Origin of the sequence: Streptomyces sp. NBC_00454 (assembly GCF_041434015.1) — a bacterium.
Classification (GTDB): Bacteria; Actinomycetota; Actinomycetes; order Streptomycetales; family Streptomycetaceae; genus Streptomyces.
Genome location: NZ_CP107907.1, coordinates 6,757,810 through 6,782,098, shown reverse-complemented (window position 1 = coordinate 6,782,098; position 24,289 = coordinate 6,757,810). Strand labels below are relative to the sequence as shown.

The 24,289-nt window shown below is 72.8% G+C and carries 24 protein-coding genes and 1 riboswitch; of the genes, 8 read left to right on the top strand and 16 right to left on the bottom strand.

The window, feature by feature from the left end; translation table 11 throughout:
- Nucleotides 1–3 precede the first annotated feature (3 nt).
- From OHU74_RS30955 to OHU74_RS30945, 3 genes are read right to left on the bottom strand one after another with little or no spacing between them, the layout of a single operon-like run.
- A complete protein-coding gene (locus OHU74_RS30955) occupies nucleotides 4–648 on the bottom strand; it encodes a lactate utilization protein C (RefSeq protein WP_371618925.1) in 645 nt (214 codons plus the stop codon).
- Nucleotides 645–2,183, bottom strand: coding sequence for a lactate utilization protein B (locus tag OHU74_RS30950; RefSeq protein WP_371618924.1), 1,539 nt, complete (start codon nucleotides 2,181–2,183; stop codon nucleotides 645–647). The genes OHU74_RS30955 and OHU74_RS30950 overlap by 4 nt, the downstream gene beginning before the upstream one ends.
- Entirely contained in the window at nucleotides 2,180–2,935 is a 756-nt protein-coding gene (locus OHU74_RS30945; protein ID WP_371618923.1) for a (Fe-S)-binding protein, read from the bottom strand. The genes OHU74_RS30950 and OHU74_RS30945 overlap by 4 nt, the downstream gene beginning before the upstream one ends.
- Nucleotides 2,936–2,953: 18 nt before the next feature.
- On the opposite strand from OHU74_RS30945, the gene cobF reads away from it, so the two are divergent.
- A complete protein-coding gene (cobF, locus tag OHU74_RS30940) occupies nucleotides 2,954–3,706 on the top strand; it encodes a precorrin-6A synthase (deacetylating) (protein WP_371618922.1) in 753 nt (250 codons plus the stop codon).
- A gap of 62 nt (nucleotides 3,707–3,768) precedes the next feature.
- Here the strand turns inward: cobF and OHU74_RS30935 are convergent, their stop codons facing one another.
- The 4 genes from OHU74_RS30935 to OHU74_RS30920 form a co-directional block, all read right to left on the bottom strand.
- Nucleotides 3,769–4,923, bottom strand: coding sequence for an aminotransferase class V-fold PLP-dependent enzyme (locus OHU74_RS30935; protein WP_371618921.1), 1,155 nt, complete (start codon nucleotides 4,921–4,923; stop codon nucleotides 3,769–3,771).
- 83 nt (nucleotides 4,924–5,006) lie between these two features.
- Nucleotides 5,007–5,642: a hemerythrin domain-containing protein gene (locus OHU74_RS30930; protein WP_371618920.1), complete on the bottom strand. Its 636-nt coding sequence runs from the start codon at nucleotides 5,640–5,642 to the stop codon at nucleotides 5,007–5,009.
- Nucleotides 5,643–5,790: 148 nt separating this feature from the next.
- Entirely contained in the window at nucleotides 5,791–6,438 is a 648-nt protein-coding gene (locus tag OHU74_RS30925; RefSeq protein ID WP_371618919.1) for an anaerobic ribonucleoside-triphosphate reductase activating protein, read from the bottom strand.
- Complete coding sequence (locus OHU74_RS30920; protein ID WP_371619867.1) at nucleotides 6,435–8,264, bottom strand: ribonucleoside triphosphate reductase; 1,830 nt, start codon at nucleotides 8,262–8,264, stop codon at nucleotides 6,435–6,437. The genes OHU74_RS30925 and OHU74_RS30920 overlap by 4 nt, the downstream gene beginning before the upstream one ends.
- Nucleotides 8,242–8,374: riboswitch (cobalamin riboswitch) on the bottom strand. (Overlaps the previous gene by 23 nt.)
- Nucleotides 8,375–8,711: 337 nt before the next feature.
- Between OHU74_RS30920 and OHU74_RS30915 the strand changes: the two genes are divergently transcribed.
- Entirely contained in the window at nucleotides 8,712–9,164 is a 453-nt protein-coding gene (locus OHU74_RS30915; RefSeq protein ID WP_371618918.1) for a hypothetical protein, read from the top strand.
- A 40-nt stretch (nucleotides 9,165–9,204) separates the two neighbouring features.
- Here OHU74_RS30915 and OHU74_RS30910 read toward each other — a convergent pair whose 3' ends face one another.
- The 3 genes from OHU74_RS30910 to OHU74_RS30900 all read right to left on the bottom strand — a co-directional run bounded on the left by OHU74_RS30910 (nucleotide 9,205) and on the right by OHU74_RS30900 (nucleotide 12,700).
- Nucleotides 9,205–9,729, bottom strand: a complete 525-nt coding sequence (locus tag OHU74_RS30910; RefSeq protein WP_371618917.1) for a GNAT family N-acetyltransferase — start codon at nucleotides 9,727–9,729, stop codon at nucleotides 9,205–9,207.
- 152 nt (nucleotides 9,730–9,881) lie between these two features.
- Nucleotides 9,882–12,101, bottom strand: coding sequence for an NADP-dependent isocitrate dehydrogenase (locus tag OHU74_RS30905; RefSeq protein WP_371618916.1), 2,220 nt, complete (start codon nucleotides 12,099–12,101; stop codon nucleotides 9,882–9,884).
- 245 nt (nucleotides 12,102–12,346) lie between these two features.
- Entirely contained in the window at nucleotides 12,347–12,700 is a 354-nt protein-coding gene (locus OHU74_RS30900; RefSeq protein ID WP_371618915.1) for a DUF805 domain-containing protein, read from the bottom strand.
- A gap of 244 nt (nucleotides 12,701–12,944) precedes the next feature.
- Between OHU74_RS30900 and OHU74_RS30895 the strand changes: the two genes are divergently transcribed.
- Nucleotides 12,945–13,967, top strand: a complete 1,023-nt coding sequence (locus OHU74_RS30895) for an NAD-dependent epimerase/dehydratase family protein (protein WP_371618914.1) — start codon at nucleotides 12,945–12,947, stop codon at nucleotides 13,965–13,967.
- 134 nt (nucleotides 13,968–14,101) lie between these two features.
- On the opposite strand, the gene OHU74_RS30890 is transcribed toward OHU74_RS30895, so the two are convergent.
- Nucleotides 14,102–15,244: a sensor histidine kinase gene (locus OHU74_RS30890; protein WP_371618913.1), complete on the bottom strand. Its 1,143-nt coding sequence runs from the start codon at nucleotides 15,242–15,244 to the stop codon at nucleotides 14,102–14,104.
- On the bottom strand, nucleotides 15,241–16,092 hold the full coding sequence (locus OHU74_RS30885) for a response regulator transcription factor (protein WP_371618912.1): 852 nt from the start codon (nucleotides 16,090–16,092) through the stop codon (nucleotides 15,241–15,243). Before OHU74_RS30885 ends, OHU74_RS30890 begins: the two co-directional genes overlap by 4 nt.
- Nucleotides 16,093–16,215: 123 nt before the next feature.
- Between OHU74_RS30885 and OHU74_RS30880 the strand changes: the two genes are divergently transcribed.
- The 3 genes from OHU74_RS30880 to OHU74_RS30870 are packed head-to-tail and all read left to right on the top strand — an operon-like array spanning nucleotide 16,216 to nucleotide 18,358.
- A complete protein-coding gene (locus OHU74_RS30880) occupies nucleotides 16,216–16,986 on the top strand; it encodes a glycosyltransferase family 2 protein (protein WP_371618911.1) in 771 nt (256 codons plus the stop codon).
- Nucleotides 16,983–17,633 carry a DUF2064 domain-containing protein gene (locus OHU74_RS30875; RefSeq protein ID WP_371618910.1) on the top strand — a complete coding sequence of 217 codons (651 nt, stop codon included), beginning with the start codon at nucleotides 16,983–16,985 and terminating at the stop codon, nucleotides 17,631–17,633. The genes OHU74_RS30880 and OHU74_RS30875 overlap by 4 nt, the downstream gene beginning before the upstream one ends.
- Nucleotides 17,630–18,358, top strand: coding sequence for a class I SAM-dependent methyltransferase (locus OHU74_RS30870; RefSeq protein WP_371618909.1), 729 nt, complete (start codon nucleotides 17,630–17,632; stop codon nucleotides 18,356–18,358). Before OHU74_RS30875 ends, OHU74_RS30870 begins: the two co-directional genes overlap by 4 nt.
- Nucleotides 18,359–18,397: 39 nt before the next feature.
- On the opposite strand, the gene OHU74_RS30865 is transcribed toward OHU74_RS30870, so the two are convergent.
- Complete coding sequence (locus OHU74_RS30865; RefSeq protein WP_371618908.1) at nucleotides 18,398–19,339, bottom strand: methyltransferase; 942 nt, start codon at nucleotides 19,337–19,339, stop codon at nucleotides 18,398–18,400.
- Between the two features lie 48 nt (nucleotides 19,340–19,387).
- On the opposite strand from OHU74_RS30865, the gene OHU74_RS30860 reads away from it, so the two are divergent.
- Entirely contained in the window at nucleotides 19,388–19,960 is a 573-nt protein-coding gene (locus OHU74_RS30860) for an XRE family transcriptional regulator (protein WP_371618907.1), read from the top strand.
- Here the strand turns inward: OHU74_RS30860 and OHU74_RS30855 are convergent.
- Nucleotides 19,957–20,382 carry a hypothetical protein gene (locus OHU74_RS30855; protein ID WP_371618906.1) on the bottom strand — a complete coding sequence of 142 codons (426 nt, stop codon included), beginning with the start codon at nucleotides 20,380–20,382 and terminating at the stop codon, nucleotides 19,957–19,959. The genes OHU74_RS30860 and OHU74_RS30855 overlap by 4 nt on opposite strands.
- On the bottom strand, nucleotides 20,379–21,602 hold the full coding sequence (locus tag OHU74_RS30850; RefSeq protein WP_371618905.1) for a molybdopterin-dependent oxidoreductase: 1,224 nt from the start codon (nucleotides 21,600–21,602) through the stop codon (nucleotides 20,379–20,381). Before OHU74_RS30850 ends, OHU74_RS30855 begins: the two co-directional genes overlap by 4 nt.
- A 114-nt stretch (nucleotides 21,603–21,716) precedes the next feature.
- Here OHU74_RS30850 and OHU74_RS30845 point away from each other — a divergent pair, with 114 nt between their 5' ends.
- On the top strand, nucleotides 21,717–23,207 hold the full coding sequence (locus OHU74_RS30845; protein WP_371618904.1) for a glycosyltransferase 87 family protein: 1,491 nt from the start codon (nucleotides 21,717–21,719) through the stop codon (nucleotides 23,205–23,207).
- Here the strand turns inward: OHU74_RS30845 and OHU74_RS30840 are convergent.
- Nucleotides 23,155–24,003 (bottom strand): chitosanase, encoded by an 849-nt coding sequence (locus tag OHU74_RS30840; protein ID WP_371618903.1) that lies wholly within the window; start codon nucleotides 24,001–24,003, stop codon nucleotides 23,155–23,157. The genes OHU74_RS30845 and OHU74_RS30840 overlap by 53 nt on opposite strands.
- Nucleotides 24,004–24,289: the final 286 nt, after the last annotated feature.

The following is a 24,289-nucleotide window of genomic DNA, read 5'->3' as shown; positions in this document are numbered from 1 at the left end:
GGTTTATTGTGCGCCCAGGAGGACTACTTCCAGGGTGCGGGGGCCGTGCACTCCCTCCACCCGGTCCAGTTCGATGTCGCTGGTGGCCGAGGGGCCGGAGATCCAGGTCAGCGGTCGGCTCGGGTCGAGTCGGGGCAGCGCCTGCGGGACCGAGTCCACCACCTGGCCGGGGACCCGGACCACGCAGATGTGGTGGTCGGGGATCAGCGTGATCCGGCGCCGGCCCTGGTCGGGGCCGCCGTCGAGGACGATCGTGCCGGTCTCGGCGATGGCCAGGGCGCAGCCGGTCACCACACTGTCCACGCCTTCCAGTTCGCGTGCGGTGGATGCGGCCCGGTCGTGGATCCGGGTCGGGTCCGCCGCCGAGAGCCAGTACGGGGGCAGCCCGGGCGGGACGAGCACGGTCCGCGCGCCCCGCTCGGCCAGCAGCCGCATCAGGAGCATCGCGAGGCCGCCCTCGTCGACCCGGTGCACCTTCGCCCGGTACTCGGTCAGGTTCGCGGCGAGCAGGTCCACGGTCTCGGCGGGGGCGCGCGTCCCGTGGACCGGCAGGTAGTCCCGGGAGATCGCCGGCTCGGGGGCCGACCCGGGGCCGGGCTCGGGCACGGCCCGGCGGATGCGGGCCAGGATGCGGTCCTTGCTGCTCATGACTGCCTTCCCCCGTCCTGTTCGTGGTCCCGTCCCCGTTCCCGCGCCGCCCACCAGTCGCGGAACGGCTGTGCCGGGAGCTCCGGGAGCTCCCGGCTGTCGGTCCAGGCGCGGCCGGGCCCCGGGAGGCGGCGCGGGCGCAGCCGCCGGGCGCGGCTCAGCAGCCGCTCCCCCGCGCGCAGCGCGCCCGGCCGGTCCAGCAGCAGCCGGGCGGCGCGCATGGCGGCCCGTTCGGCCGCGTGGCCGTGGGCCGGGCGGATGCGGACGCGGATGCCGTCCCGGGTCACCGGGCCGCCCTGGGCCACCCGTTCGCGCAGGTGGACCAGTACCTCGGGGATGTCGATGGCGACCGGGCAGACCTCGTAGCAGGCCCCGCAGAGGGTGGAGGCGTAGGGCAGGGAGGCGTCGATCTCGCTTCCGGTGCCCCGGAGTTGGGGGCTGAGGATGGCGCCGATGGGGCCGGGGTAGACGGAGCCGTAGGCGTGGCCGCCGGCGCGCTCGTAGACCGGGCAGACGTTCAGGCAGGCGGAGCAGCGGATGCAGCGCAGGGCCTGGCGGCCCACCTCGTCGGCGAGGGTGTCGGTGCGGCCGTTGTCGAGGAGGACGAGGTGGAAGGCGGCGGGTCCGTCGCCGTCCGCTCCTTGCGACGGCCCGAGCCCGGTCCACATCGTGGTGTACGGGTTCATCCGCTCGGCGGTCGATGAGCGCGGCAGGGTTTGGAGGAAGACCTCCAGGTCCCGGAAGGAGGGGATGACCTTCTCGATGCCGACCACCGAGATCAGGGTCTCGGGCAGGGTCAGGCACATCCGGCCGTTGCCCTCGGACTCCAGGACGACCAGGGTGCCGGTCTCGGCGACCATGAAGTTGGCGCCGGAGACGGCGACTTTGGCGCGCAGGAACTTCTCGCGCAGGTGGAGGCGGGCCGCTTCGGCGAGTTCACGCGGGTCGTCGCCGAGGTCGTCCGGCGCGGGCCTCCCCCAACTGCCCATCTCCGAGGCGAAGATGTCGCGGATCTCGGCGCGGTTGCGGTGGATGGCCGGGACCAGGATGTGGGAGGGCCGGTCGTGGCCGAGCTGCACGATGAGCTCGGCGAGGTCGGTCTCGTACGCGGCGATCCCGGCCGCCTCCAGGGCCTCGTTGAGGCCGATCTCCTGGGTGGCCATGGACTTGACCTTGACCACTTCGCGCTCGCCGGTGGCCAGGACCAGTTCCGTGACGATCCGGTTGGCCTCCGCCGCGTCCGCCGCCCAGTGGACGGTGCCGCCCGCGGCGGTGACGGAGGCCTCCAACTCCAGCAGGTAGCGGTCGAGATGGCGGAGCGTGTGGTCCTTGATCTCCTTGCCTGCGGTGCGCAGCGCGTCCCAGTCCGCCAGCTCGGCGACGGCGCGGGCGCGCTTGTCGCGGATGGTGTGGGTGGCGTGCCGGAGGTTCGCGCGCAGGACCGGGTCCCCGACCGCCTCGTGCGCCGCCAGCGGGAAGGCGGGGAAGGGCGGGACCGCGGGGAAACCCGGCATGCCGAGGTGCGTGCGCGTCATCGCGGGGTGTCCTCCTCGGTGGCGGCCAGGATCTCGGCGAGGTGCAGGGCCCGCAGCGGGGCGCCGGCCCGCCGCAGGATGCCGTCCAGGTGGGCGAGGCAGGAGTTGTCGGCCCCGCACAGCACGTCGGCGCCCGTGGCCACCGCGCTGCCGATCTTGTCGGCTCCCATGGCGGCGGAGACGTCCGGGTTCTTGACGGCGAAGGTCCCGCCGAAGCCGCAGCACTCCTCGGCGCCGGGCAGTTCGCGCAGTTCGAGCCCGCGCACCGCCTCCAGCAGCCGCCGGGGCCGGTCCCCCAGCCCGAGGCCCCGTAGGCCGTGGCAGGACGGGTGGTAGGTGACCGTGTGCGGGAAGTACGCGCCCACGTCCGTCACCCCGAGGACGTCCACCAGGAACTCCGTGAGCTCGTACACCCGCGGTACGAGGTCTTCGGCCAGCGCGGCCAGCGCGGGACCCCGCCCCTCCGCCTCGGCGGCGTGCCCGATCCGGGGGTAGTGGGAGCGGATCATGGCGGCGCAGGAGCCCGACGGGGTGACGACGTACTCGTACCCGGCGAAGGCCCCGGCGGTGCGCCGCAGCAGCGGTTCGGCCTCGCGCCGGTAGCCGGTGTTGTACTGCGGCTGCCCGCAGCAGCTCTGCGCCGCCGGGAAGTCCACGTCCACCCCGAGCCGCTCCAGGAGGCGGACCACGGCGATGCCGGTGCGCGGGTACAGGGCGTCGTTGACGCAGGTGACGAACAGGGCGACGCGCATGACGGGCAGAATAGCCCGGTGAAGAAGTTCTCAGTGATCGGCATAGGCGCGGGCGACCCGGACCACCTGACCCTCCAGGCGGTCAAGGCGATCGGCGCGGCGGACGCATTCCTCATCCTGGAGAAGGGCGAGGAGAAGGCGGATCTGACCGGGCTGCGGCGCGCGATGCTCGACGAGCACGCCCGCCCCGGCCACCGGCTGGTGGAGGGCCGCGACCCGGATCGAGACCGGACCCCCGCCGACTACACCCCCACCGTGGACGGCTGGCGCAGCGCGCGGGCCGAGCTCTTCGAGCGGTTCATCGCCGAGGACCTCGCGGAGGGCGAGACCGGGGCGTTCCTGGTGTGGGGCGATCCCTCGCTCTACGACTCCACCCTCGCGATCCTCGACGAGGTGCTGGAGAAGGGCCGGGTCGCCTTCGAGCACGAGGTGGTGCCCGGCATCAGCAGCATCTCCTCGCTGCTGGCCCGGCACCGCACGAACCTCAACCGGGTGGGTCGGCCGGTCCAGATCACCACCGGGCGGCGGCTCGCCGAGGGCTGGCCGGCCGATGTGGACGACGTGGTGGTGATGCTGGACGCCCGGCACGCCTTCACGGCCCACCTCGACCAGGACCTGTACATCTACTGGGGCGCCTACGTGGGCACCCCCGACGAGATCCTGGTCTCGGGGAAGCTGGCCGAGGTGGCCGGCCGGATCGAGGAACTGCGCGCCGAGGCCCGCGCCCGCAAGGGCTGGATCATGGACACGTACCTGCTCCGGCGCGGCTGAAGGTCCCGTACGAGGGCCTGGGCACCTGCCCCGGCCCTTACGAATGCCTGGGCACCTGCCCCCTACCCCAGGTAGGCGGGCAGGACCTCGGCGAGGCGCTCGTACTCCTCGGCCCGGTTGTAGACCTGCCCGCACACCCGGATGCCGCCACCGCCCGCCCACGGCCAGATCAGCACCCGGATTCCCGCCTCCGCCGCGATCCGCTCGCGCAGGACGGTGGCGTCCTCGCGGGTCGCGGCCGTTCCGGCGGGCAGCCGCAGGGCGCGCATGGGCAGGCCCTCGGTGTACGGGAGCGGGGTGAGTCCGGCGATCCGGGCGAGCAGCGCGGCGCCGTGGGCGGCCAGCGCGCTGTTGTGGGCCCGTACCTTGGCGGCGTCGAGCCGCTCCAGGAGGTCCAGGCCCTCGGGGGCGGCGAGCCAGCCGGTGTAGTCGACGGTGGCGCGGTACTCGACCGAGCGCGGGAAGCCGTGGTGGTCCTCCCAGGACGGTACGAGGGCACGGACCCGGTCGCGGTGGCCGGGGGCGACGGCGAGGATCGCGGTGCCCGAAGGGGCGTAGCCCCACTTGTGGAGGTTGCCGACCCAGAAGTCGGCGCCGCCGGCGAGCGGGTCGGCGAGCGCGCCGGGCGCGTGCGCGCCGTCCACGACGGTGGTGACGCCCCGGGCCCTGAGGTCGGCGAGCAGCCGGGGCGAGGCGATGACCCGGGCGGTGGGCGAGCTGATGTGGTCGAGCAGGGCCACCTTGGTGCGCGGCGTGAGCCCGGCCAGCACGGTTTCCCGTACGGCGTCCTCGTCGGGGAGGAGCGGATCCAGGGCGACGGTGGTGACGGTGGCGCGGCGTGCGGCGGCTTCGACCACGGTGCCGTAGCCGTGGTCGGTCACCAGGATCTCGTCGCCTTCGGCGAGCGCGATGGCGTCGAGGGCGATGTTGGCGCCTTCGGTGGCGTTGGAGATGAAGGCGAGCCCGTCCGGGTCGGCGCCGCCGAGGCGGGCCGCGATCCGGGTACGGGCGGCGGCGAGGCGGTCGGCGGCGCCGATGAAGAAGGCGTCGGGGTCGGCGTGGGCCTCGGCCGTCAGGGCGGCCTGGAGCTCCCGCACCGGGTGGGGCACCGCGCCGAAGGAGCCGTGGTTGAGGTGGGCGACGGCGGGGTCGAGCCCGAACAGGGCCCGGCCGCCGGCGAACTCCGCGGGGCGTATCGACGCGTGGGGCGCGGTCACGTGGACCTCCGTGAAGGTGGGGCGCTGATGTTCCAGTGGATCATCTCCCGGCGCCACCCGCCCCGGAACCCCGCCACAGGGGCTCAGGCCGTCCCTTTCGGATCCTGCCGGAGCCGCAGCTCCCGCCGGCGGAAGTTCCGCTCGCCGACGGCGCGCCAGATCACCCGGGGCGGGAGCGGCATCTCGCCGATGATCATCTCCCGCTCCTGGGCGTCCGCGTCCTCGAGGATCATCCCGAGGACGGTGAACAGCTTGCTCTTCGGCACCGCCGACCTGGCCACCTCGCCCACCATCGCCCATTCCTCCCGCGAGACCACCCCGGGGACCAGCGGCAGCACTTCGCGCTCCTCCTCGTCGAAGTGCGCGTCGACCGACCGCGACACCTCTTCGAGCACGGCGACCAGCTCTCCGCCGTCCCGCTCGTTCACCACGGCCGACCACCGGTCCAGGAGCGCGGCGGCCAGGGCGAGGCGCTCCGCCAGGCCCTCGTGCTGGTCCTCCATCCGGCGCCACAGATCCCCCTGGCCGGGAAGCCGTTCGGTCAGCTTCGGCCACAGCAGCACGTCTTCGCCCGCGTGGTGGTGGTGCAGGGTCTCCAGCAGCAGCATCAGCCGCTCCGCGACCCGTTTGACCTGCCCGCGGCCCCCTTCGGGCGCCCTGCGCACCCGGTCCGCCGCCTCGTGGAACTCCCGCCGGAACATCCGGTGGACCACGACCATGTCGTGTGTGAACGGCCTTGGCCGACTCTCCATCTGCGATGCCCCCCCGGTCGTGACGGACACGTCCGCCACCAGGGTGACCCACGCCGGTCCGCGGACGCCAGGGCGCACGGCGGCACGCCCCGGGCGGATCGGGACGCCGGGGCCCCTACATTGCCGTCCGCCCCGGCGGGCGCATCTCCTGGCGGAGCGTGGCCCCGGCGCCCAGGCCGGCGAGCCAGTCGTCCAGCTCCGCCATCGCGGGCGGGTCCAGGAGGGCCGGGTCCACGGTGGTGCGGAGCTGGTGGGGTACGCCGGAGCCCAGGAGGAGGCGCAGGCTGCGCTCCGCCGAGGCGGCCGCGTGGCCGATGCCGGTGACCCGCTCGTAACGGCCGGGCGGGGCCTTGACGTCGAAGCCGACCCAGTCCAGCAGGCCCGCGTCCAGCAGCCGTGCGAGGCGCCGGGGGAAGGCTCCGCCGGTGTGCAGCCCGACCTGGAGGCCCAGGGCCCGTGCCTCCCGTACGGCCTGCGCGAGTCCGCGCTGGAGCAGCGGCTCCCCGCCGGAGAAGACGATCCCGTCGAGCAGCCCCGTACGGCGGGCGAGGTGGCCGAGCACCTCGTCCCAGGAGACGGCGGCCGGGGCGCGGGCGGGCAGCAGGCCGGGGTTGTGGCAGTAGCCGCAGCGCCAGGGGCAGCCCTGGCAGAAGACGGTGGTCACGAGCCGGCCCGGCCAGTCGCAGGTGGACAGCCGCGACCAGCCGCCGATCCGGATGACCTCGGCGGGGACGTCCGGGCCCGGCGCCGCCGCGGTGCTCACACCGCCGCCCTGAAGTGGACGCGCTCGGCCTGCTCGCCCTTCTTGCCGATGTTGAAGGAGGACACCGGGCGGTGGTATCCCATGACCCGGGTCCAGACCTCGCACACCGCGCCGCAGTGGGGGCACTCGGGCTGCTCCCCGGACAGGTAGCCGTGGTCGGCGCAGATGGAGAAGGTCGGGGTGACCGTGAGGTACGGGAGCCGGAAGTTCTCCAGCGAACGCCGGACCAGCTTGCGGCAGGCCTCCGCCGTCGGGATCCGCTCGGGGGTGTACAGGTGCAGGACGGTACCGCCCGTGTACTTGCCCTGGAGTTCGTCCTGCCGCTCCAGCGCCTCGAAGGGGTCGTCGGTCCATCCGACGGGCAGCTGGGAGGAGTTGGTGTAGTACGGGTTGGCTTCGGTGCCGGCCTGCAGGATCCCGGGGAAGCGGGCCCGGTCCTCCTTCGCGAAGCGGTACGTGGTGCCCTCGGCCGGGGTGGCCTCCAGGTTGTAGAGGTGGCCGGTGCTCTCCTGGAAGTCGACCATCCGGGCCCGGACCCGGTCCAGCAGCCGGACCGCGAGGGCGTGGCCCTCGGGCGCGGTGATGTCGTACGCGTCCCCGCTGAAGTTGCGGATCATCTCGTTGATCCCGTTGACCCCGATGGTGGAGAAATGGTTGCGCAGGGTGCCCAAGTACCGCTTGGTGCAGGGGAGGAGACCGCCGTCGATCAACTCCTGGACGGTGGTCCGCTTGAGTTCGAGGCTGTCCTTGGCGAGTGCGCACAGCCGGTCCACCTCGGCCAGCAGCCCCGGTTCGTCACCGGCGTACGTGTGCCCGAGGCGGGCGCAGTTGAGGGTGACCACCCCGAGCGAACCGGTCTGCTCGGCGCTGCCGAAGAGGCCGTTGCCGCGCTTGAGCAGTTCGGTCAGGTCGAGTTGGAGGCGGCAGCACATGGAGCGGACCATGTTGGGCTCGAGCTCGGAGTTGATGAAGTTCTGGAAGTACGGGAGCCCGTACTTGGCCGTCATCGCGAAGAGCCGCTCGGCGTTCTCGCTCTCCCAGGGGAAGTCCCGGGTGATGTTGTAGGTCGGGATGGGGAAGGTGAACACCCGCCCGGCGGCGTCCCCTTCGGTCATCACTTCGATGTACGCCCGGTTGATCAGGTCCATCTCGGCCTGGAGCTCGCCGTAGGTGAAGGCGACCTCCTCGCCGCCGACGACCGGGATCTGCTCGCGCAGGTCCTCGGGGCAGGTCCAGTCGAAGGTGAGGTTGGTGAAGGGGGTCTGGGTGCCCCACCGCGAGGGCACGTTCAGATTGTGGACCAGCTCCTGGATGCACTGCCTGACCTGCGGGTACGTCATCGCGTCCAGGCGGACGTAGGGGGCGAGGTACGTGTCGAAGGAGGAGAAGGCCTGGGCGCCCGCCCATTCGTTCTGCAGGGTGCCCAGGAAGTTCACGATCTGGCCCACGGCGGAGGAGAGGTGCCGGGGCGGGGCGGAGTCGATCTGCCCGGGGACCCCGTTGAAGCCCTCGGTCAGCAGGGTGCGCAGGGACCAGCCGGCGCAGTAGCCGCAGAGCATGTCCAGGTCGTGGATGTGGAGGTCGCCCTCGCGGTGGGCGCGGGCCACGTCGGCGGGGTAGACCTGCTCCAGCCAGTAGTTCGCGGTGATCTTGCCCGCTGCGTTGAGGATGAGGCCGCCGAGCGAGTAGCCCTGGTTGGCGTTGGCGTTCACCCGCCAGTCCCGGCGGTCCAGGTACTCGGTCACGGTCTCTACGGCATCGACGACAGCAGTCACGGCAGCCCTCCCACGAGGCTTGGCACGGAAATACGGATCACGGGCCGGCAGGGGTCGGACTCGTCCACCCGAGGTGGACACAACCGTTGCGGGGCAGTCCCGGATTCACACCGGATTCCCTGATGACTCGGTCGGGGCGGACCTGCGCGAACAAGCGCGCAAACAAGCAGAGCCCCGCCGAACCGGCAGGGCCAACACTACATATAGATGCGAGCGCTAATGACAACCACTACATATTGGGTGACGAAGGTCCCTGAGGAGGAGTCTTACGACCCTGACGCAGGATGGGCTCCGGCCGCCGACGGACGGCGGCGATGGACAAAGGCACTCTGCCTGTACAACTACGGCGATCAAGGCGATCAAGGGGCGCCACGGGCCTTTCAGCGGAATAGGGAATTCCCCTGGCCTTCCGGCGGAAGTGGCGCATAATCGTCTCCATGCGGCTTGAAACAACCCTCTTGCCGCGTAGGTCACGCATGCATGGGGGGCATCGTGCCGATGAGGAATTCCATGGGCGCCGGCACGTTTCCGGCGACGTCCGCAGAGCTTTCCCGCCTGCTCACCGCCGTACGGCGGGGCCGGGTGGTCACCGTCACCGGACGGCTCCGGGAGCCCCGGAGCCTGCTGGTGCGGGAGATCGGGGAACGGCTCGCATCCAACTTCTACGACGGGGTGGCCGTGGTCGCCCCGGACCACCGTTTCGGGGTCCGCGACCTGACGGCCGCGCTGGGCTGCGTACCGGGCATGCCGTTCCTGCCGTACGGCATGGTGAACGCCGCTTCGTGGCTGGCCGAGCGCGACATGCTGCTCGTCGTCGACGGCTGCGACCACCTCGCGTCCGAGACGCTGGCCTGGCTGCGCGATCTGCTCGGCGCGGCCCCGGGCCTGCGGATCCTGGCGGCCGGACGCCACCCGCTGGGCTTCCCGCAGGAGCGGGTCCACCGGCTCTGAACCCGCTCCGCCCGGACGCCCCGGGGTATGACGACGGGCCCTACGCGGCGGCGGCCCGCCAGTCCTCGACCATCAGCCCCATCACCACCTCGTCCAGGAACTCCCCGCACACCCAGGCCGATCCGCGCAGGGTGCCTTCCAGGGTGAACCCGTTCGCGCTCGCGGCCCGGATCATGGCGGCGTTGTCGGCCAGGGTGTCCACCTGGAGCCGGTGCAGCCCGCGCACGGAGAACCCGTAACGGCACAGCAGCCGCACGACGTCCTCGCCCAGCCCGCGGCCACGGCTGCCGGGACGCAGGGAAATCCCGAGGTGTGCGGAGCGGTTGTGCGCGTCGATGGACCAGAGCAGCGCCTCGCCGGCCAGCTCGCCGGTGGCGCGCTCCACCACGGAGAAGAAGGCGACGTCGTCGGAGGGTTCGCGCGGTTCGTACGGGGAGTGCCCGCTCGCCGCGCCCACCGGCCTCCAGGGCCGGGTGTCGCCCCGCGAACGCGTCACGACGTCCTCGTACAGCTCCGCGTGGAGCACGGGCACGTCGTCGGTGTGCCGGGCACGCAGCTCGGCCAATTCTCCTTGGATCATGGGCTCTTACTAGTCCCCGCGCGGCCGGGTCCACAACCGGATTTCCGGCGCCGGACACGGGTCAGCCCCGGCCGACGACTGCCGACCGGGGCTGACCCGTGGTGCTGTGGAGCGGTGGTGCTGTGAAGCGGTGGGACTCAGCCGAGGAGCGCGAGCGCCTCGTTCAGCGTCGCGGACGGCCGCATGATCGCCGCGGCCTTCGCGGCGTCGGGCTGGTAGTAGCCGCCGATGTCGACCGGGGAGCCCTGGACGGCGATGAGCTCGCCGACGATCTTCTCCTCGGACTCGGCCAGCGACTTGGCCAGCGCGTCGAACGCGGCGGCCAGCTTCGGGTCGTCGGTCTGGCGCGACAGCTCCTGCGCCCAGTACAGGGCGAGGTAGAAGTGGCTGCCGCGGTTGTCGATGCCGCCCAGCTTGCGGCTCGGCGACTTGTCCTCGTTGAGGAAGGTGCCGGTCGCACGGTCCAGGGTGTCCGCGAGGACCTGGGCCCGGGCGTTGCCGGTGGTGGTGGCGAGGTGCTCGAAGGAGACGGCCAGCGCGAGGAACTCGCCGAGCGAGTCCCAGCGGAGGTAGTTCTCCTTGACGAGCTGCTGCACGTGCTTCGGGGCGGAGCCGCCGGCGCCCGTCTCGAAGAGGCCGCCGCCGTTCATCAGCGGGACGACCGACAGCATCTTGGCGCTGGTGCCCAGCTCCAGGATCGGGAAGAGGTCGGTCAGGTAGTCGCGCAGCACGTTGCCGGTCACCGAGATGGTGTCCTCGCCGCGGCGGATGCGCTCCAGGGAGTACGCGGTGGCCTCGACCGGCGAGAGGATCTCGATGGTCAGACCGTCGGTGTCGTGGTCGGCGAGGTACGTCTTGACCTTGGCGATCAGCTGCGCGTCGTGCGCGCGGCCCTCGTCCAGCCAGAAGACGGCCGGGACGCCGGTGGCGCGGGCGCGGGTGACGGCGAGCTTGACCCAGTCCTGGATCGGCGCGTCCTTGGTCTGGCAGGCGCGGAAGATGTCGCCGGCGGCGACCTCCTGCTCCAGGACCGTGGTGCCCGAGGCGTCGACGAGGCGGACGGTACCGGCGGTGGCCAGCTCGAAGGTCTTGTCGTGGCTGCCGTACTCCTCGGCCTTCTGGGCCATGAGGCCGACGTTCGGCACCGAGCCCATCGTGGACGGGTTGTACGCGCCGTGCGCGCGGCAGTCGTCGATGACGACCTGGTAGACGCCGGCGTAGCTGCTGTCCGGGAGGACGGCGAGGGTGTCGGCCTCGGCGCCGTCCGGGCCCCACATGTGGCCGGAGGTGCGGATCATGGCCGGCATCGAGGCGTCGACGATGACGTCGGACGGGACGTGCAGGTTGGTGATGCCCTTGTCGGAGTCGACCATCGCGAGGGCCGGGCCCTCGGCGATCTCGGCGTCGAACGAGGCCTTGATCGCGTCGGCGTCGGGCAGCGCGCCCAGACCGTTCAGGATGGTGCCGAGGCCGTCGTTCGGGGAGAGGCCGGCGGCGGCCAGGGTCTCGCCGTAGCGGGAGAAGGTCTTCGGGAAGAAGGCGCGGACCACGTGGCCGAAGATGATCGGGTCGGAGACCTTCATCATCGTGGCCTTGAGGTGCACGGAGAACAGGACGTCCTCGGCCTTGGCGCGCTCGATCTGGGCGTTGAGGAAGGTGCGCAGCTCGTCGACGTGCAGGACGGACGCGTCGACGACCTCACCGGCGAGTACCGGTACGGAGTCGCGCAGCACGGTGACGGCGCCGTCGGCGGCGACGTGCTCGATGCGCAGCGTGCCGGCCTCGGCGATCACGGCGGACTTCTCGGTGGAGCGGAAGTCGTCGGCGCCCATGGTGGCGACGTTCGTCTTCGACTCGGTGGTCCAGGCGCCCATGCGGTGCGGGTGCGCCTTGGCGTAGTTCTTGACCGAGGCGGGGGCGCGGCGGTCGGAGTTGCCCTCGCGCAGGACCGGGTTGACGGCGCTGCCCTTGATCTTGTCGTAACGGGCGCGGTTCTCGCGCTCCTCGTCGCTCTTCGGGTCGTCCGGGTAGTCCGGGAGCTCGTAGCCCTGGCCCTGGAGCTCGGCGACCGCGGCCTTGAGCTGCGGAATGGAGGCCGAGACGTTGGGCAGCTTGATGATGTTGGCGCCCGGGGTCTTCGCCAGTTCGCCGAGCTCGGCGAGGGCGTCCGCGATGCGCTGGCCCTCTTCCAGGTACTCGGGGAAGCTGGCGATGATCCGACCTGCCAGGGAGATGTCACGGGTCTCGACATTCACACCGGCCGTCGACGCGTATGCCTGGATCACAGGCAGGAACGAATACGTCGCGAGGGCCGGGGCCTCGTCAGTGTGCGTGTAGATGATGGTCGAGTCAGTCACCGGATGCTCCGCTCCACAGTCTGCGTCTCTCGTCTGCAACATTGCTCGACATCAAGATATCTCGTGATCGGGCCGGTCTGGACAGCCCCCTGCTCAAGCCGGCAGGAGACACGTGTCACGTTCCGTGACAGGAGTGCGGGACGGGGCCGCGGGACGGCCCTCGGCGCCCCCGAAACGGCGAAAGCGCCGCCACCGGCTGTTTTCAGCCAGGGGCGGCGCTTCGGTACTACCGGTCACGGACCTGCTCAGGCGTGGACGGCCTTGGGGCTCGGGCCGTACTGGTTGGGGGTCGGCTGGCCCTCGGTCGCCATGAGGACGATCAGCCAGATGCCACCGACGAGCGGGACCAGGGCGATCAGCATCCACCAGCCCGACTTGCCCGTGTCGTGCAGGCGGCGGACACCGACACCCAGACCCGGCAGGAACACGGCCAGCGCGTAGATCGCGTAGAGCAGCGGGTACGTGCCGATGACGCTGTCGATGATGGCGACGATGATCAGCGCGGCCAGGTTGAACAGGAAGAACATCCAGTACTCCTGGCGGCGCGCGCGGCCGGCGAAGTCGACGTACTTCTTCAGAACATCGGTGTAGTAGTGCATGTGTCCCCCCAAGAGACCGGTTCTCGGCCCGTCCTGATGAAGCAAGCCGGGGCAGAACTTATGCCCCGCTTACGGCGCGGTCAAGCCACTTCACAGGGACGGAGAACGAACCCACCGGAAACACCCGCATCTCTCGACCCACCGTTCCCTGATGTCACCGAAAGTGACGAAATGAGCTGACGGAAGTCTTACGGCAGGGCGTGGGAGCCCCCGACCCGGCCCGTAAGTCCGTAGCGTCCACGCCATGCGCCTACTCGTCACAGGGGGAGCCGGGTTCATCGGCTCGCACATCGTTACCGCACTGCGTCTTCACGGCCACGATCCGGTCGTACTGGACCTCGTGCCCCCGGTGGCCGACGTGGAGTTCGTACGGGCGGACGTGCGCGACCCCGAGGCCGTCCGGGCCGCCTTGCGCGCAGTGGACGCCGTCTGCCATCAGGCCGCGATGGTCGGCCTCGGCAAGGACTTCGCGGACGCCCCCGCGTACGTCTCCCACAACGACCTCGGCACGGCCGTGCTCCTGGCCGCGATGGCCGAAACGGGGGTGCGGGACCTGGTCCTCGCCGGCTCGATGGTGGTCTACGGGGAGGGCCGCTACGAGTGCCCCCGCCACGGTGTCGTCCGGCCGGGCCCGCGCCGCGTGGCGGACCTGGCCGCCGGACGCTTCGAACCCCACTGCCCCGTCTGCGACTCGGAACTGACGCCCGGTCTGGTCGGCGAGGACGCCCCGACCGACCCGCGCAACGTGTACGCGACGACGAAACTGACGCAGGAACACCTGGCCGCCTCGTGGGCCCGGTGCGTGGACGGCCGGGCGGTGTCGCTGCGCTACCACAACGTGTACGGCCCGGGGATGCCGCGCGACACCCCGTACGCGGGGGTGGCCTCCTTCTTCCGCTCCTCACTGGCCCGGGGCGAGGCGCCCCAGGTGTACGAGGACGGCGGCCAGCGGCGGGACTTCGTCCACGTCGGGGACATCGCCGAGGCCAACGCCCTGGCCCTGGAGGCCCCGACCCCGCTCGGCGCCTGCACCCCGTACAACGCGGGCAGCGGCACCCCGCACACGGTCGGGGAGATGGCCACCACCCTCGCCCAGGCCCACGGCGGCCCGCTCCCGGTGGTCACCGGCGAGTTCCGCCTCGGCGACGTCCGCCACATCACGGCCGACTCCCGGCGCCTGCGCACGGACCTGGGCTGGCGCCCCCGGATCGACTTCACGACGGGCATGACCGAATTCGCCCACGCCGCACAGCGCGCGGCGGGCTGAGGCCGGGGCCGGGGCCGGGGCCGGCAAATCCAGCCCCGCCGGCGTTTGAGGCGATCTTTCAGCCCCGCCGGCGTTTGAGGCGCGGGGGTCCGGGGGCAGAGCCCCCGGCAGCCGGCCCGCACGGGCCCACGACCTCAGGCCGGAGCCGGCAAGGTCACCTCGAACCGGCACCCCCCGGGGACGTTCCGCACCACCGCGTGGCCCGAATGCGCCTCCACGATCCCCCGCACGATCGCCAGCCCCAGCCCCGCCCCCGCCGGAGGCACCGGCACCGGGACCGCCTCGCCCGCCGGAGGAGTCCGCGCCGCCGTGCCCCGCCACCCGGTGTCGAAGACCCGCGGCAGGTCCTCCGCCGGGATCCCGCCGCAGCCGTCCGTGACGGACACGACCACCGAGTCCGCCAGCCTGGAGGCGGCGATGGCCACCGTCCCGTCCGCGGGCGTGTGCCGGATGGCGTTGATCAGCAGGTTGGCCAGGACCCTCGTCATCTCCTTGCCGTCCACCTCCACCGGCACCCGGTCCACCGCTTCGCCGACCAGCCGCACCCCGTGTTCCCGCGCCAGCGGGTCCACCCCGGACAGCGCGTCGCCCACCAGGTCGTACACGGACATCCGGCTCGGGCTGAGCGCCAGTGCGCCCGCATGGATGCGGGAGAGTTCGAACAGGTCCCCGACCATGGAGTTCAGCCGGTCCACCTCGGTCCGGATCTGCCGGTGGTAGCGCGCCGGGTCCTCGGCCATGCCGTCCTCCAGCGCCTCCGACATGGCGCGCAGTCCGGCCAGCGGGGTCCGCAGGTCGTGGGAGATCCAGGCCACCAGCTCCCGCCGCGACTTCTCCAGGGCCCGCTCGCGCCCCCGGGACGCGGCCAGCTTCTCGCTCGTGGCCGCCAGCTCCCGGGAGAGTGCGGCCAGTTCGGCCGTGGCCAGCCCCGGCGGCGCCGCGAAGCTACCGTCCTCGCCGAAGTCCCGTGCGGCCAGCGACAGTTCCCGGCTGCGAGCCACCACCCAGCGGCCGAGCAGCAGCGCCACCGCCAGCGAGACCACCGCCGCCATCGCCAGCACCAGGGTGACCACCCCGAGGTCGTGCCCGGAGAGGAACATCGCCTGGGCCACGGCGAGCGTCCCGGCCAGCATGGCCGTCACCGTCACCGCGGCGATCACCGTCAGGGACACCGCCACGGACCGGTGCCGCACCAGCCTCAGCACGAGGGCGCCGAGCGCCCCCGCGCAGACGGCGCCGCCGAAGGCGAACAGGGCGATGAGCAATATGTCCTTCATGCCGGCTCCCCCGCCGGGTCCGCAACCAGTTCCCCTGTCTGCTCCCCTGTCTGCTCCCCTGCCTGCTCCCCGGCCTGCTCCCCGGCCGGTTCGAAGCGGTAGCCGACGCCCCACACCGTCTGGATCAGCCGCGGCTGCCCGGGGTCGTCCTCGATCTTGGCGCGCAGGCGGCGTACGTGCACGGTCACCGTCGACAGGTCCCCGAAGTCCCACCCCCACACGTCCCGCATCAGCTCCTCCCGCCCGTGCGCCTGCCCGGGATGCCGCAGGAAGTGCGCCAGCAGATCGAACTCGCGGACCGTGAGCGCGAGTTCACGGCCGTCCTTGGCGGCCCGGTGGGTGGCCGGATCCAGCGTGATCCCCGCGCCCGTCAGCCGGTCCTCCCGTACGCCGCCCAGCGCGCCCCCCGCCGCCGCGGACCCGGAAGCCCCGGCCGCACCGGAAGTCGCCGCCGCGCCGCGCCGCAGCACGGACGAGACCCGCAGGACCAGTTCGCGCGGACTGAACGGCTTCGTGACGTAGTCGTCGGCGCCCATCTCCAGCCCGGCGATGCGGTCGTCCTCGTCACCCCGGGCCGTCAGCATGATCACCGGCACCGGGCCGGTCGCCCTCAGCCTCCGGCACACCTCCAGCCCGTCCAGCCCCGGCAGCATGAGGTCCAGTACGACCAGGTCGGGCCAGGCCCGACCGGCGCAGGCCAGGGCGGCCGGACCGTCCGCGGCGGTCTCCACCGCGAAGCCGGCGCGCCGCAGGTAGCCCGTGACCACCTCGGCCACGGTCGGGTCGTCGTCGACGACCAGTATCCGGGCGGATTCCGGGGGCGCTGGTTCCATACCGCTGGCGTTCATACCGCCCAGCCTCCCACCCGCGAGCCCGGCGCGGGACTGCGGACGGGGGCCGCAGGGGGGACGTCCGCGTTTCGTAAGGACTCCACGGCCCTTTTGCGGGGCCGTGGTTCATACGGTGAAACCGTGAGCGAAACCGTGACGGTAGACGTCGTACTCCCCTGTCTGAACGAGGCCGAGGCCTTGCCCTGGGTCCTGGCCCGCATCCCGGCGGGCTGGCGGGCCCTGGTCGTGGACAACGGCTCCACGGACGGCTCAGCCGACCTCGCGCGATCGCTCGGCGCGACCGTGGTGGAGGAGTCCCGGCGCGGGTTCGGCGCCGCCTGCCACGCCGGACTGCTCGCCGCCGAGGCCGACATCGTCTGCTTCTGCGACTGCGACGCCTCCCTGGATCCCGGACTGCTGGCCGGTTTCGTGGCCGCCGTCGCCGCCGGCGAGACCGACATGGTCCTCGGCCGGCGCCGCCCGCAGGGCCGCGGCGCCTGGCCCGCGCACGCTCGGGCCGGGAACCTGGCGCTGGCCCGGCTGCTGCGGCGGCGGACCGGCCTGCGGCTGCGCGACCTCGGCCCGATGCGGGCCGCGCGCCGGGAAGGGCTGCTGGGACTGGACCTGTCGGACCGGCGCTCCGGCTACCCGCTCCAGATGGTGGTCCGGGCGTCCGACGCGGGCTGGCGGATCCGGGAGGTGGACGTGCCGTACCTGCCCAGGTCGGGGAAGTCGAAGGTGACCGGCACCTGGCGGGGCACCTGGCAGGCGGTGCGCGACATGAGCCGGGTGCTGGCGGAGCCCCCGGCCCGGCCCACGTCCGGATCACCTGCCGGATCGCCCGCCGGAACCCCCGCGGGATCCTCCGCCGGATCCCCCGCTGCCGGATCCGCTGCCGGAGGCGCCCGATGAACCCCACCACCGGCCCCGCGACGGGCCTCACGCCCGGCCCCGAGCGGACCACGCTGCTCGTGATCGCGAAGGAGCCCGTGCCCGGCCGGGTCAAGACGCGGCTCACCCCGCCGTTCACCCCCGCCGAGGCGGCGGAGCTGGCCGAGGCCGCCCTCGCCGACACCCTCGCCGCCGTGGCCCGCACCCCCGCGGCCCGCCGGGTCCTGGTCCTCGAAGGCCGGCCCGGACCGTGGCTGCCGCCCGGCTTCGAGGTGATCCCGCAGCGGCCGGGCACCCTGGACCTGCGGCTCGCCGCCGCCTTCGAGGCGTGCACCGGACCGGCCCTGCTGATCGGTATGGACACCCCGCAGGTCACCCCGGAGCTGCTGCAGGTGGACTGGTCGGCGTACGACGCCTGGTTCGGCCCGGCCGTCGACGGCGGGTTCTGGGCGCTCGGACTGGCCGTCCCCGATCCCGCGCTGCTGCGCGGGGTACCGATGTCGGTGCCCGAGACGGGCGCCGTCCAGTACGAGCGGCTGCGCGCGGCCGGGCTCCGCATCGGGCGGCTGCCGGTGCTGCGGGACGTGGACACCGCCGAGGACGCCCGGCTGGTCGCCGCCGAAGCGCCGGAAGGCTCGTTCGCGGCGCGGCTGGCGGTACGCCGATGAGCACGCTCGCCCCCGTTACGGGACCGGGCGCGGCCGCCCCCGCCACCCCGGCCGGGGCCACCTCCGCCAAGGCCTGGTCCGCCGACCCCTACACCGTGGCCCTGCGCAGCGGCCGCGGCCCCCTCTACCTGCGGCGGGGCGACGGCTGGCTGCTCCCGCTGGATGTGGAGCGCTGGTGCGAGGCCCCCGACCGGGCGGACCGTACGGTGCTGCGGCGCTGCCGGGGCGCCGTCATCGACATCGGCTGCGGCCCGGGAAGGCTGGTGTCGGCGCTGGCCGCCCGGGGACACCGGGCGCTGGGCATCGACGTCAGCCCGGAGGCGGTGGCCCGTACCGCCCGGTCGGGGGGCACGGCACTGCACCGGTCGGTCTTCGACTCCCTGCCGGGCGAGGGGCGTTGGGACACGGGTCTGCTGATCGACGGCAACATCGGCATCGGCGGCGACCCGGCGGCGCTGCTGCGGCGGATGGCCGAGGTGCTGGTGGTGACGGGCTCCCTGATCGTGGAGTGCGCGGAGGCGGAGGCCGAGGTCGAGGTGGACGAGCGCTGCGAGGTCCGCGTGGCCGACGGCCGCGGCGGCCTCGGCTCCCCCTTCCCCTGGGCCCGCGTCGACACCGCGGCCCTGATCCGGCACGCCGCGGCCGCGGGCTGGACCTCCGGCGGGCACTGGACGGCGGCGGGCCGGTCCTTCACGGTGCTCATCCGGCCGGGCGAGGCTTCGTAGGACTTCCCGGCCTTCCCATCCCGGCGGAGCCTGGTGCGTTCACGGCCTGCGGGCCACCCACACGGTGCGCCGAGCCCTGATGCGGAGGTCGGTGCGGTGCGGGAGGGATTCGGGGCCCTCGCCGTCGAGGAGCGCCGCGAAGGCGGCCCGGTCCTGCGCGTCGAGGCGGTCGGCGACGTGGTCGCGGACGCGGCGCAGGGTGCTCTGCGCGTACCGGCCGGCGGCCGCGGGCAGCGGGTCCGTCAGCTCCACGGTGAACAGTTCTTCGGCTTCGATGGTGAATCCGGCCCCCGTCAGCAGGGCGCCCCAGTCGGAGCCGAGGTGCGGCACGTCCTCGGCCTTGGCGGCGTCGATGAGGGCCTGGGCGCGCTCTTCCAGTCCGGGGCGTCCGATGCCGATGTCCTCGGGGAGGAAGCGCGGGAGGGTGTCGAACTCGGCCACCGCGAGGAGGCCACCTGGGCGCAGCGCGGCGTGGATCTCGGCGAGGGCGCGGCCCGGGTCCGCCATGTGGTGCAGGGAGGTGGAGGCCCACACCAGGTCGGCGGGGCCGACGGCCGGCCAGGCCGCGTCCAGGTCGGCGCGTACCGGGTGGACCCGGTCGGCGAGGCCGAGGGTGCGGGCCTTGTTCCCCAGGTGCTCCAGCATCCCCGCGGAGATGTCGAGGGTGGTCGCCTCGGCCCCTTCGAAGCGCTGGAGGAGGGCGAAGGTGCCCGTACCGGTGCCGCTGCCCACGTCGAGGATCCGGCGGACGGGCGGGTCCCCGGCGGTGAGGCCGTGGACCAGGCCGACGGCTCCGGTGAGGTAGTCGTGCAGGACCTCGGCGTCGAGGTCGAGCATCTCGGCGAGGGCGGCCTCGGCGGCGGGGCCGTGGCCGTTCCCCTCACCGTGCCCGTGCCCGCGCCCGTGGCCCTGCCCGTGTCCGTGGCTCCGGTGGTGGTCCCCGTGCTGGTGCTGCTGGTGCTCGTGCTGGTCCGTGTTCATGTCTTCAACCCTACGAGCGGTTTGCGCCAATCGCATACCATCTTGCGTATGACGCAAGACAGTGAAATCGACACCCTCGTCCGCAAGCGGATCCGGAGCCTGCGCCTGGCCAAGGGATGGTCGCTCGACGACCTGGCCGCCCGCTGCTATCTCAGCCCGTCCACGCTCAGCCGCATCGAGACCGGCCACCGCCGGATCAGCCTCGACCAGCTGAGCCCCATCGCCCGGGCCCTGGGCGCCACCCTCGACCAGTTGGTGGAGTCCGCCACCGACGAGGACGTGGTGATCAGGCCGCACCGCGACGAGACCCGGGGGGTGACCAGCTGGCTGCTGTCCCGCGACGCCGGTCCGCACGGAACGACCGTGGCCAAGATGCGGCTCACCAAGCCGGCGCCGCCGCGGGACACCGAACCCCTGCGCGTCCATCCCGGCAAGGACTGGTTCACCGTACTGTCGGGCACCGTCGAACTGCTGCTGGGCGAACGGAACATCAGGGTCGAGGCCGGGGAGGCGGCGGAGTTCTCCACGATGGTCCCGCACGCCTTCGGGGCGATCGGCGGGCCCGCCGAGATCCTGTGCATCCTCGACCACGACGGGCAGCGCACCCATCTGCACCCCTAGGCAGTTCCTTTCGGATCTTGCCGGGCCCGTGCCCGCCCGCGCCGCCCGGCCAGTGCCACCGCCACCGCGGCCGCCGCCACCACGGCGAGCACGATCAGCAGGTTCCGCCCGTACGGCAGCGGCAGCGCCGAGGGGTTCGGCGGCGTTCCCGGCCGCAGCAGCAGGGGCAGGGTGACCAGTACGAGCACGCCCGCCGTCAGCAGGGCCCCCCGTACGACGCCCCGCGCGGGCACGGCCGCCACAGCCAGCCCGGCCGCCAGGACCAGCGGCGCGACGATCCCGTCGTGCAGGACGAGCGCGCCGCCCAGCCACACCATGACGTCGAGGGGATCGGGCAGCACCGACAGCAGCCGGCCGCCGATCGCGATCAGCAGCAGCCCGCACCCGCCCAGGATCCAGCGCATCCACCGCACGGTGTTCACAACACCTCCAGCAGGGTGACCCACTTGGTCTGCAGGACGCCGGGGCGGTTCGGCGCGATGATGCGCGCCGGGTAGCCGTGGTCGACGGTCAGGACCTGCCCGTTCAGCTCCAGCGCGAGCAGGGTCAGCGGGTCCTCGGCGTAGTCGCGGCCCATCTCCATCACCCGGTACGAGCCCGACCTTTCCAGCGAAGTGACCCGCAGCCCCGCTCCGGGTCGGGCCCCGGCAAGGGCCAGGAGGTCGCTGATCCGGACCCCGCTCCAGGCCGCCTCCACGCTCCAGCCCTCCACGCACGCGATGGGCAGCCGCGACTGCGCCCGGGGCAGCGCCCGGAGTTGATCGAGCGTCAGGCTGTACGGGGTCGGCCCGCGCACCTCCAGCCGCCAGTCCCGTACGGCCCGGTCCGTGACCCCGGCGGCCGCGGCCGTCCGGTTGACCGGGAGCCCCTGCGGCCCGTGGTCGGGGTGCCGGGGCGCGAGCAGGTCGAGGCTCCCCAGCGGGGTGAAGGCCTGGCCGACGGTGGTGAGGGTGACGGCGCCGACGGCCGCGCCGACGCCGAGCATCAGGGAGCGGCGGTCGGGGCCGTCCTGGGCGGGCAGTTCGAGCGTGCCGGGCGAGCGGCGGCTCCAATGCGCCTTGATCTCAGGGGCCTTGACGGCGATGTGCAGGAGCAGCGAGCCCGTCACCACCCAGGCCAGCGCGAAGTGCGTCTGGATGAAGCCGAAGGGCCACGGGTACCACTCGGCGATGTTGAGGAGCCCGGTGAACACCTCCAGCACGGCGGAGGCCACCAGGACCGCCACCGACAGCCGTTCCAGCGCGTGCAGGACGCCGCGCACCGGCGGCCACGCGAACAGCCGCGGGTAGACCGTCCACAGTTTCACGAGCAGCAGCACGATCGCGGCGAGCCCGCTCGCGATGTGCAGGCCCTGGCTGAGCCGGTAGCCCCAGACCGGACGGCTGGGCAGCAGATCGGCCGCCCAGCCGGGCGGGTGCTGGAGGTAGTGGCTGATCAGACCGGTGACGAAACAGACGAGGAAGGCCACGCCGAGCCAGCGGCCGATGGAGGTGGCGGTGCGGGCGTCGTGGAGGCGGCCGGAGAAGGAGGGCGGCCGGACCGGCGGGAGCGCGAGCCTGCCGCGCGCCCTGACGGTAGCGGGCGGCCCGGGAGTGGCCGGCGGCCCGGGCACGGCGGGCGGCTCGGGAGGAGGGGACGTCATGCCCTCCATCACAGCGCCGAAGGCCCCCGCGCGGGCGGTTCGACACCTTACGAAACGCGGACGCCGGGCCCGGTCGCACACCCGGCGGCGGTCCGCGCTGCCACGCTGACCCGTATGAACCGCCCCCGCGCGCACCACCCCCGAGCCCGCGTCGCCCTCACCGTGCTGCTGCTCGCCGCCCTGACGGCCGTGCTCGTGCCGGCCGTCCGCGAGGAGGGCTACTTCTCGGATCCGGCCGGGCTCACCTGGTGGTACGCGGCGGCGTGGACGCTGTTCGCCGCGGCCGTGTGGTCGCTGCGCCGGGTGCCGGGCCGGTTCCTGGTACCGCTCCTGCTGGCGGGTGCGGTGGCCGTCTGCGCCGCGGGGCTGGCCGGGCCCCCGCTGACCAGCACCGATTCCTTCCGCTACGCCTGGGACGGGCGGGTGCAGGCCGCGGGGATCTCCCCGTACGACCACGCCCCCGCCGATCCGGCGCTGCGCGCGCTGCGCGACGACTGGCTGTTCCCCCAGGGCTTCCGGGGCGGGGCCGCCTGCGCCGGGCAGCGGGACCTGGTGGCCGTCGAGCCGGGGGTGTGCACCCGGATCAACCGGCCCACCGTGCACACCATCTACCCGCCCGTCGCCGAGGGCTGGTTCGGGCTCGTCCACTTCCTTTCCCCACCGGGCGTGCGCCACAAGGCCTTCCAGGTGGGCGGGGCCCTGCTGGCGCTCGCCGTCACCGGGGCGCTGCTGCTGGTCCAGCGCCGCCGGGGCGCGCAGCTGCGTGACGTCGCGTACTGGGCCTGGTGTCCGGCGGTGGCGGTGGAGGCGGTGAACAACGCGCACGTGGACGTGCTCGCCGTCCTGCTGTCGGTGGCGGCGCTGGGGGTGGTCGTGCGCCGGCGGGTCCTGGGCGGGGCGCTCTTCGGGCTGGCGATCGCGGCGAAATTGCTGCCCGCGGTGCTGCTGCCGGGCGCGCTGGCCGGCGTACGGCGGTGGCGGGACGCCGCGGCGCTGCTGGTTCCGGCGGCCGCGGTGGTGGGGCTGACGTACCTGCCGTACGTGCTCGCCTCGCGCTCCTCGGTCTTCGGGTACCTGGGCGGCTACGCGCAGGAGGAGGGGTACGAGGATCCGGGCGCGGGCGGCCGGTACGCGCTGCTGCGGCTGGTGCTCCCGGACTCCTGGGCGGTGCCCGCCGTGGCGGTCGGCGTCCTCGCCGTGGTGGCGTACGTGTGGCGGCGCGGCGATCCCGGGCAGCCCTGGAGCGGAGCCCTGCTGGTGACGGGCACGGCGTTCCTGCTGATGACTCCGGGGTACTCCTGGTACGCGCTGCTGCTCATCGCGCTGGTGGCCCTCGACGGGCGGGCGGAGTGGCTCGGGGTGGCGGTCGCGGGCCTGGCGGCGTACGTGTCGGTGCGCGCGCTCGGCGGTCAGACGATCCCGGTGGCGTACGGGCTCGCGGGCGCGGCGGTCCTGGCGGGCTGGGCGCTGCGGCGGCGGGCGGGACGGCGGGCGGCGGCCCGGGGAGGGGAGGGGGTCTGCCCCGGGCCGCCGCACGGATCGGCCGGAGCCGTCAGCCGATGTGGTACGAGTCCCCGTAAACCTTCCAGTCCAGCGGGGTGTTGAGGTTGAAGTTGCCCTTCTTGACCCACACCCGCTGCGCCGTGTCCACGCGGCTGGTGTCGCTGTGCGCCTCCTCCTGCTTCATCGCCCAGACGCGGGCGTCGAGGAAGGCGTTGAGCCAGGTGGTCTCGTTGCCGCCCTGGGACGGGGGCTTGGCCTTGGAGAGGGCGCGCTTGCGGATGTTGCGGAAGCTGGTGGAATCGGTTCCGTCACCGTGCATGACGATGGCGTCGTAGTAGGCGAACTGCCCGAGCGCGCCCACCCCGTCGGCCTTGCCCTGGCTGACGGCGGGGTTGAAGTAGACCCGGTCGCGCTCGTGGTCCTGGGCCTTCCTGAAGTCGGAGTCGGCGGCCGCCTTCGCCCAGTCCTTGGTGAAGTTGGGGTCGAGGCCGGAGTGCGAGTCGCTGCCGTCGACCTTCTTGAGGGCGGGGAGGTACTTGGCGAGGACGTTGCCCGGCTTGATGCTCGTGTAGTACTGGACGAGCTCGAGCATGTCGTGCGTGCCGGAACAGAATCCGATGATTCCACCCGTGTAGCCGCGACCGTCGTCTATGTCCTCGATGTACTTGTACTGCGCCTTCCAGTCCAGCGAGGAGTTCTCGGCGCTGGAGACGATCTGCATGGCTATGTCCTTCTTCGCCGGATCGTCGAGCCCGACGGCGGCGGCCACCGAAGCTCCCGTGACGGCCGGAGCCGCGGCGGGGGCGGCGGCGGTCGCGTGGGCGGTGACGGGTACGGCGAGAAGTGCAGTGCCGAGCAGGGCACTGATGGCCAGTCGCTTGCGGTGGGGGGTGAACACGGTACCTCCATGAGGGAGTTGATGCTCGGGCGACTTCGTTAGGAAACTTTACTACCAGATCTCGCGCCGACTCAACCCCCCGGAACCGGCCGTTCGGCTCTTGGAGCATCCACCAGCTCGGCGCCCGTGAAGGGCGAGATTTCCGTATTCGGCACCAATTCCCCGGAGCCGTGGACCCTTGGTTCACTGACTGGACACCCACGGCCACCGGCCTGGCGCTTGCGGCTCTCTCGCCGGCGACCGTGGCGTGAGGGGGAGCTCCCGCGCGCCGATCAGCGGTGTTCGG

What these genes read in the sequence shown, in the direction of transcription:
- OHU74_RS30955 (WP_371618925.1), bottom strand. Translation starts at nt 648, where the DNA reads ATGAGCAGCAAGGACCGCATCCTGGCCCGCATCCGCCGGGCCGTGCCC.
- OHU74_RS30950 (WP_371618924.1), bottom strand. Translation starts at nt 2,183, where the DNA reads ATGACGCGCACGCACCTCGGCATGCCGGGTTTCCCCGCGGTCCCGCCC.
- OHU74_RS30945 (WP_371618923.1), bottom strand. Translation starts at nt 2,935, where the DNA reads ATGCGCGTCGCCCTGTTCGTCACCTGCGTCAACGACGCCCTGTACCCG.
- OHU74_RS30930 (WP_371618920.1), bottom strand. Translation starts at nt 5,642, where the DNA reads ATGGTCGTGGTCCACCGGATGTTCCGGCGGGAGTTCCACGAGGCGGCG.
- OHU74_RS30915 (WP_371618918.1), top strand. Translation starts at nt 8,712, where the DNA reads ATGAGGAATTCCATGGGCGCCGGCACGTTTCCGGCGACGTCCGCAGAG.
- OHU74_RS30900 (WP_371618915.1), bottom strand. Translation starts at nt 12,700, where the DNA reads ATGCACTACTACACCGATGTTCTGAAGAAGTACGTCGACTTCGCCGGC.
- OHU74_RS30895 (WP_371618914.1), top strand. Translation starts at nt 12,945, where the DNA reads ATGCGCCTACTCGTCACAGGGGGAGCCGGGTTCATCGGCTCGCACATC.
- OHU74_RS30890 (WP_371618913.1), bottom strand. Translation starts at nt 15,244, where the DNA reads ATGAAGGACATATTGCTCATCGCCCTGTTCGCCTTCGGCGGCGCCGTC.
- OHU74_RS30885 (WP_371618912.1), bottom strand. Translation starts at nt 16,092, where the DNA reads ATGAACGCCAGCGGTATGGAACCAGCGCCCCCGGAATCCGCCCGGATA.
- OHU74_RS30875 (WP_371618910.1), top strand. Translation starts at nt 16,983, where the DNA reads ATGAACCCCACCACCGGCCCCGCGACGGGCCTCACGCCCGGCCCCGAG.
- OHU74_RS30870 (WP_371618909.1), top strand. Translation starts at nt 17,630, where the DNA reads ATGAGCACGCTCGCCCCCGTTACGGGACCGGGCGCGGCCGCCCCCGCC.
- OHU74_RS30865 (WP_371618908.1), bottom strand. Translation starts at nt 19,339, where the DNA reads ATGAACACGGACCAGCACGAGCACCAGCAGCACCAGCACGGGGACCAC.
- OHU74_RS30860 (WP_371618907.1), top strand. Translation starts at nt 19,388, where the DNA reads ATGACGCAAGACAGTGAAATCGACACCCTCGTCCGCAAGCGGATCCGG.
- OHU74_RS30850 (WP_371618905.1), bottom strand. Translation starts at nt 21,602, where the DNA reads ATGACGTCCCCTCCTCCCGAGCCGCCCGCCGTGCCCGGGCCGCCGGCC.
- OHU74_RS30845 (WP_371618904.1), top strand. Translation starts at nt 21,717, where the DNA reads ATGAACCGCCCCCGCGCGCACCACCCCCGAGCCCGCGTCGCCCTCACC.